This window comes from Streptomyces pathocidini, assembly GCF_001418495.1.
Classification (GTDB): domain Bacteria; phylum Actinomycetota; class Actinomycetes; order Streptomycetales; family Streptomycetaceae; genus Streptomyces; species Streptomyces pathocidini.
The window spans coordinates 1-6,836 of sequence record NZ_LIQY01000432.1; the positions used below are offsets into that span (position 1 = coordinate 1).

The following is a 6,836-nucleotide window of genomic DNA, read 5'->3' on the forward strand; positions in this document are numbered from 1 at the left end:
GCGCTGCTGCACGACATCGGCAAGCCGAAGACGCGGCGCTTCGAGAGCGACGGCCGCGTCTCCTTCCACCACCACGAGGTGGTGGGCGCGAAGATGACCAAGTCGCGGATGACCAAGCTGAAGTACCCGAACGATCTCGTGAAGGACGTCTCCCGGCTGGTCGAGCTCCATCTCCGCTTCCACGGCTACGGGACGGGCGAGTGGACGGACTCGGCGGTCCGCCGGTACGTCCGGGACGCCGGTCCCCTGCTGGACCGGCTGCACAAGCTGACCCGTTCCGACTGCACCACCCGGAACAAGCGCAAGGCGACAGCACTGTCCCGGGCGTACGACGGACTTGAGGAGCGGATCGCGCGGCTGCAGGAGCAGGAGGAGCTGGACGCGATCCGGCCGGACCTGGACGGCAACGACATCATGCAGATCCTCGATGTGGGTCCTGGTCCTCTGGTCGGCACGGCGTACAAGCACCTGCTGGAGCTGCGGCTCGAGTGCGGGCCCATGGAGCGGGACGAGGCCGTTGAGGCGCTCAAGGAGTGGTGGGCCGCGCAGAGCTGAGGCCGTCGGCGGTCATGTTTCACGTGAAACATGAGTCTGCGCGTCTGTGAGGACCGTGAGTCTGCGAGGGGCTGTGTTTCACGTGAAACACAGCCCCTCGGTCATGCCGGCCGCACGCGGCCGATCGCGACGGCCGCGCCGTAGAGGAGGGCTACCACCACGACGAGCGTGGCCGAGCGGCCGTCCGGCGGCAGCATGAGGGACGCGACTCCGGCCGCGGCCACGAAGGCGACGTTGAAGAACATGTCGTAGAGGGAGAAGATCCGGCCGCGGTAGGCGTCGTCCACTGTGGACTGGACGACGGTATCCGTTGCGATCTTCGCGCCCTGGGTGGTCAGTCCGAGGACGAAGGCGGCGGCCAGCATGGGCCCCGGCATGAACGGCAGGCCCAGGGCGGGCACCAGGACCGCGGCCGCGGTCGAGCAGACGATGAGCCAGCGCAGCCGGGCGTCCCGTCCCAGTCGGTTGAAGCTGTCGAGGCGATCGACGGCCCAGGGCGTGATCACGGCCGCCGTGAAGAAGCCGATCCCCGAGGCGCCGACGGCGAGTCCGAGGAGGGCGAGCCCGCCGGACTCGTCGTCCGACCAGGCGTAGCGGCACAGCATCAGCACCATGACGGTCAGCGCGCCGTAGCAGAAGCGCATCACGCTCATCGCCGCCAGCGCCCGGGCGGTCAGGCGCCGTTGGTTGAGGTGGCGCAGCCCGAGTGCCAGCCCTCGGGCGGTGCTCGCGACCGCGGCCCACGGCCGCCGCTGCACCAACTCCGGGTCGGGACCCAGCAGTTCGCGGCCCATGCGCAGCGAGGCGAGCGCGGCGCACAGATAGAGCCCCGAGCCCAGCAGTACGGTCACGGCGTCGGAGTCCGAGCCCGCGAGGCGTACGGCGAAGGCCAGGCCGCCGCCCGCGGTGGCGGCGAGCGTGCCGGCCGTGGGGGAGATCGCGTTGGCCATCACCAGCCGCTCCTGGTCGACCACGCGTGGCAGGGCGGCCGAGAGCCCGGCCAGGACGAAGCGGTTGACGGCGGTGACGGAGAGCGCGGAGGCGTAGAAGAGCCAGTCCGGCACGTCGTACAGGATCAGCAGCGCGGTTCCGGAGGCCAGGACGGCGCGCAGGAGGTTGCCGTACAGCAGGACCTGGCGGCGCCGCCAGCGGTCGAGGAGGACGCCGGCGAAGGGGCCGATGAGGGAGTACGGAAGCAGCAGTACGGCCATGGCCGAGGCGATGGCGGCGGCCGAGGCCTCCTTCTCCGGGGAGAACACGACGTAGGTGGCGAGGGCCACTTGGTAGACGCCGTCGGCCGACTGGGAGAGGAGCCGGACGGCCAGCAGGCGACGGAAGTCGTGCAGTCGCAGCAGCACGCGCAGATCACGCACAACAGCCATGGCGCACAGCCTCACACAGCGCACCGGCCCCCGGGCGGATTGCCCGGGGGCCGGTGGCAGTGAGCCAGGGTCGGCGGTGGTGCTTAGCGCTCGACCTCGCCCCTGATGAACTTCTCGACGTTCTCGCGCGCCACGTCGTCGAAGTACTGAACCGGCGGCGACTTCATGAAGTACGAGGAGGCCGAGAGGATCGGGCCGCCGATGCCCCGGTCCTTGGCGATCTTCGCGGCGCGCAGGGCGTCGATGATGACACCGGCCGAGTTGGGGGAGTCCCAGACCTCGAGCTTGTACTCCAGGTTCAGCGGGACGTCGCCGAATGCCCGGCCCTCGAGGCGGACGTACGCCCACTTGCGGTCGTCCAGCCAGGCCACGTAGTCCGAGGGGCCGATGTGGACGTTGTTCTCGCCCAGGTCTCGGTCCGGGATCTGCGAGGTGACGGCCTGGGTCTTGGAGATCTTCTTGGACTCCAGGCGCTCGCGCTCGAGCATGTTCTTGAAGTCCATGTTGCCGCCGACGTTCAGCTGCATGGTGCGGTCCAGGACGACGCCCCGGTCCTCGAAGAGCTTGGCCATCACGCGGTGGGTGATGGTCGCCCCCACCTGCGACTTGATGTCGTCGCCGACGATCGGGACGCCGGCCTCGGTGAACTTGTCGGCCCACTCCTTCGTACCGGCGATGAAGACCGGCAGGGCGTTCACGAAGGCGACCTTGGCGTCGATGGCGCACTGGGCGTAGAACTTCGCGGCGTCCTCGGAGCCGACCGGGAGGTAGCAGACCAGCACGTCGACCCGCTGGTCCTTCAGGACCTGGACGACGTCGACCGGGGCCTCGGCGGACTCCTCGATGGTCTGGCGGTAGTACTTGCCCAGTCCGTCGAGGGTGTGGCCGCGCTGCACCCTGATGCCGCTGTTCGGCACGTCGCAGATCTTGATGGTGTTGTTCTCGCTGGCGCCGATGGCGTCCGCGAGGTCGAGGCCGACCTTCTTGGCGTCGACGTCGAAGGCGGCCACGAACTCGACGTCTCGGACGTGATAGTCGCCGAACTGCACGTGCATCAGACCGGGCACGTGGCTGTCCGGGTCGGCGTCCTTGTAGTACTCGACGCCCTGCACCAGCGAGGCGGCGCAGTTGCCCACGCCGACGATGGCTACGCGAACCGAACCCATTCCGGTTGCTCCCTGTGTGTACTCGACGAAACCCTGCGGGATGCGGGGCTTCAAGTGGCGGTGTCGTCGGACGGATCCGGCCGGGAGCTACCCCGGTCCCGGGGCAGGCCGCCCGTGCTCCCTGACTGGTCCTGAGTTTCGGGGGCGGATCGTCGCCGATCCCGCCCCGCCCGCTCGCTCTCGATGAGCTCGTTGAGCCAGCGGACCTCGCGCTCCACGGACTCCATTCCGTGCCGCTGCAGCTCGAGGGTGTAGTCGTCCAGGCGCTCGCGGGTACGGGTGAGGGACGCGCGCATCTTCTCGAGGCGCTCCTCCAGCCTGCTGCGGCGTCCTTCCAGCACCCGCATCCGTACGTCCCGCGACGTCTGTCCGAAGAAGGCGAAGCGGATGCCGAAGTGCTCGTCCTCCCAGGCGTCGGGGCCGGAGTGGGCGAGCAGCTCCTCGAAGTGCTCCTTCCCCTCCGCCGTCAGCCGGTAGACGATCTTTGCCCGGCGGCCGGCCAGCGAGGCGGCCAGAGCGTCCTCGGGGGCGCTGCCGGGTTCCTCGATCAACCATCCCTGGGCGACCAGCGTCTTGAGGCAGGGGTAGAGGCTGCCGTAGCTGAACGCCCGGAAGACGCCCAGCGAGGTGTTGAGCCGCTTGCGCAGCTCATAGCCGTGCATGGGGGACTCCCTGAGCAGGCCCAGGACGGCGAACTCGAGGATGCCGGAGCGTCTGCTCATCCTTCGCCTCCCCTCTCTCCCGGCCTCTATGTCGAGCTGATGTATCGGCTCGATACATCCAGACGATAGAACGGCCGTCCGGCCTCGACAAGAGGAAGGGTGGTGAACGGCGTCACATCACCGATTCGCGTGAAGCAACTTGCCTGATTTGAGCCGAAGATGGCGACTCTGTGGGTTTTGGTCGTGCGTAGTCTGTGCGCCATGCAGACCACCGGGAACCACAGGGCGATGCCGAACGTCCTCGTCTTTGGTGCAGTGCGGCCGCCCACTCGTCAGGTCGGGACCGCACGTCGGGGGGACCGGAAGTCAACTGTCGCTTTCAGGCGATAGCGCCTGCCCGAGGAGTAGCTGTTCCATGAGCGAGCACCGTCGCAAGCCACCGCAGTCCCGGGGCGGTGGACGTGCCGCGGCCCGGCGCGGGGGGCAACAGCCGCCGTCCGGCCGCCGTGCCGCGCCGCAACGCGGCACCCACTGGTCGGGCGCCGGCCCTCAGGGCGGGGATCCCCGGGACGAGGAACGGCCCTACGGCGGCCGCGCGGAGGCCCGCCGCGCCGCGCAGCGCGGCGGCGGGCGGCGGCGGGCCGCGGCGCCCGAAGGCGGGGTTCGGGGACACCGCTTCGCGGGGCGCGAGCCGCAGGAGAAGCGGTTCATCGACTACCCGCGCGCGGGGCGGTACGGGTGGCGCCGCTGGGTGCCGTCGTGGAAGCAGGTGCTCGGCACCTGCATCGGCATGTTCGGCCTGATGGTCGGCGCGTCCGGCATAGCGCTGGCCTTCGTGGTGAAGGTCCCCGAGCCGCAGCAGGCGGCCAGCGCGCAGAACAACGTCTACTACTGGGACGACGGCACGCAGATGGCCGCGACCGGCGGCGAGAACAGCGTCAACCGGCAGATCGTCCCCATCACCGAGATCCCCAAGTCCATGCAGAACGCGGTGATCTCGGCGGAGAACGCGACGTTCTACGAGGATTCCGGCGTCGATCCCATGGGCATCGCCCGCGCCGTGGTCAACATGGCCAGGGGCGGCGCCACCCAGAGCGGGTCGACCATCACCCAGCAGTACGTCAAGAACGCGATGCTGACCCAGGAGCAGACCCTGACCCGCAAGGTCAAGGAGCTGTTCATCTCCATCAAGGTCGGGGCGACCATGGAGAAGGACGACATCCTCAAGGGGTATCTCAACACCGCCTACTACGGGCGGGGCGCGTACGGCATCCAGGCCGCGGCCCAGGCGTACTACGGCGTGGACAGCGACCAGCTGAACCCCTGCCAGGGCGCGTTCCTGTCGGCCGTACTGAACGGCCCGAACCTCTACGACCCGGCGGGCGGCATCGGCGACAACGCCACCGCGGAGGCCAACCTCCAGCGGGCCACGGCGCGTTGGTCCTGGACCCTGGACCGCGAGGTCCAGGTCAACCGGATGAGCGCGGCCGAGCGGAGCCAGTGCAAGAAGTTCCCCATGCCCAAGGACCCGAAGACGGCCCAGGGCCTGTCGGGCCAGATCGGCTACATGGTCGAGGCGGCCCAGAAGAACGTCATCAAGCGGACCGACCTGGCCGCGGACGACCTGGCCCGTGGCGGCTACCAGATCTACACGACCTTCAACAAGGCGAAGACGGAGGCGCTGGAGAAGTCGGTCAAGGCCTCCCGCAAGACCTACATCGACCCCGATGCCCGGTCCGAGGACAAGTTCGTCCAGTTCGGCGGCGCGTCGGTCGAGCCCGACACCGGGAAGGTCGTCGCGATCTACGGCGGCGAGGGCTACGACAAGGGGCACTACAACAACAACGCCGACACCTCCGGCGTCCCGGTGGGCTCGACCTGGAAGCCCTATGTCCTGGCCGCCGCCATGGAGTACGGCACGTACAAGAGCAACGGCCAGGGCATCTCGCCGCAGAGCATGTACAACGCCGACGACATGCTCGTGATCAAGGACAACAAGGGGGAGCCCATTCCGGGTCCCGGCGGCAAGCCCTTCAAGCAGAAGAACGAGAGCGACAAGCCCTACGGCTACGTCACGCTGGAGAAGGCGATGGAGAAGTCCATCAACACGCCCTTCGCCCAGCTGGGCGTCGACGTGGGACTGAACAACGTGCAGAAGGTCGCACTCTCCACGGGCATCCTCAAGGAGAGCATGGACCGGCTCAACGTCTCCTACTCCCTGGGTACTTCGACGCCGAGCGCGATCCGCATGGCCGACTCGTACGGCACCTTCGCCACCTCCGGCATCCACGTCGAGCCGTACATGGTCTCCAAGGTCAAGGAGGGCGGTGAGGAGCTCGAGGGGTTCGACCCGCCGGAGGAGCAGCAGGTCATGGAGCCGAAGGTCGCGAACAACGTGACCAAGGTGCTGGAGAACGTGGTCCAGAACGGCACCGCCACGACCGCCAAGGAGCTGGGACGCCGCGCGGCCGGCAAGACGGGCACCACCGACAAGAACAAGTCGGCCTGGTTCGTGGGCTACACCAAGCAGCTGTCCACGTCCATCGCCATGTTCCGCACGGATCCGGGGTCCAAGAAGCTGCTCTCCATGAACGGCACGGGCGGCTTCGACTCCATCCACGGTGGCGCCATCCCGACGGAGATCTGGACCGACTACATGAAGGCGGCCCTCAAGGGCCAGAAGGACGAGCCGTTCCCGGCCGCCGAGCCCATCGGCGCCGAGGTCGACCAGGACGGCGCTCCGACGCCGACTCCGACGCCGGTCGAGACCGAGACGGAGGCGGAGCCCAGCGAGTCGCCCTCCGAGTCGGAGAGCAGCTCGCCCTCCACCACACCGAGCCCGTCAGACAGCTGCAACCCCTTCGACCCGCGCTGCCAGGAGAACGGCGGTGCCACCGGCGGCGACGGCGGCGGCACCAACGAGGGCGCCGACGGCGGTACGGACGGCGGCACCACCGGAACACCCTCACCGCCGGGCAACACCAATGGCAACGGGAACGGCGGCCTCTTTGGCGGACCATCCGGTTCCGCGGACGGCTGATCACTCCCCCGCGGACGGGCCCGTCCCGCCC

5 protein-coding genes are annotated in these 6,836 nt (G+C 68.7%); 2 read left to right on the forward strand and 3 right to left on the reverse strand.

Features of this window, described 5'->3' with window-relative positions:
- Nucleotides 1-555 (forward strand): HDIG domain-containing metalloprotein (locus AOK16_RS19600; protein WP_157859273.1); only part of this gene is annotated, 555 nt, incomplete at its 5' end.
- Between the two features lie 101 nt (nucleotides 556-656).
- Here the strand turns inward: AOK16_RS19600 and AOK16_RS19605 are convergent.
- The 3 genes from AOK16_RS19605 to AOK16_RS19615 form a co-directional block, all read right to left on the reverse strand.
- Complete coding sequence (locus tag AOK16_RS19605; protein WP_055473509.1) at nucleotides 657-1,937, reverse strand: MFS transporter; 1,281 nt, start codon at nucleotides 1,935-1,937, stop codon at nucleotides 657-659.
- Nucleotides 1,938-2,020: 83 nt separating this feature from the next.
- A complete protein-coding gene (locus AOK16_RS19610) occupies nucleotides 2,021-3,103 on the reverse strand; it encodes an inositol-3-phosphate synthase (RefSeq protein ID WP_055473510.1) in 1,083 nt (360 codons plus the stop codon).
- Nucleotides 3,104-3,153: 50 nt separating this feature from the next.
- Nucleotides 3,154-3,825, reverse strand: coding sequence for a PadR family transcriptional regulator (locus AOK16_RS19615; protein WP_055473511.1), 672 nt, complete (start codon nucleotides 3,823-3,825; stop codon nucleotides 3,154-3,156).
- 355 nt (nucleotides 3,826-4,180) lie between these two features.
- Between AOK16_RS19615 and AOK16_RS19620 the strand changes: the two genes are divergently transcribed.
- Nucleotides 4,181-6,805, forward strand: a complete 2,625-nt coding sequence (locus AOK16_RS19620) for a transglycosylase domain-containing protein (RefSeq protein ID WP_055473512.1) — start codon at nucleotides 4,181-4,183, stop codon at nucleotides 6,803-6,805.
- The last annotated feature ends 31 nt before the right edge of the window (nucleotides 6,806-6,836 follow it).

What these genes read in the sequence shown, in the direction of transcription:
- AOK16_RS19620 (WP_055473512.1), top strand. Translation starts at nt 4,181, where the DNA reads ATGAGCGAGCACCGTCGCAAGCCACCGCAGTCCCGGGGCGGTGGACGT.
- AOK16_RS19610 (WP_055473510.1), bottom strand. Translation starts at nt 3,103, where the DNA reads ATGGGTTCGGTTCGCGTAGCCATCGTCGGCGTGGGCAACTGCGCCGCC.
- AOK16_RS19605 (WP_055473509.1), bottom strand. Translation starts at nt 1,937, where the DNA reads ATGGCTGTTGTGCGTGATCTGCGCGTGCTGCTGCGACTGCACGACTTC.
- AOK16_RS19615 (WP_055473511.1), bottom strand. Translation starts at nt 3,825, where the DNA reads ATGAGCAGACGCTCCGGCATCCTCGAGTTCGCCGTCCTGGGCCTGCTC.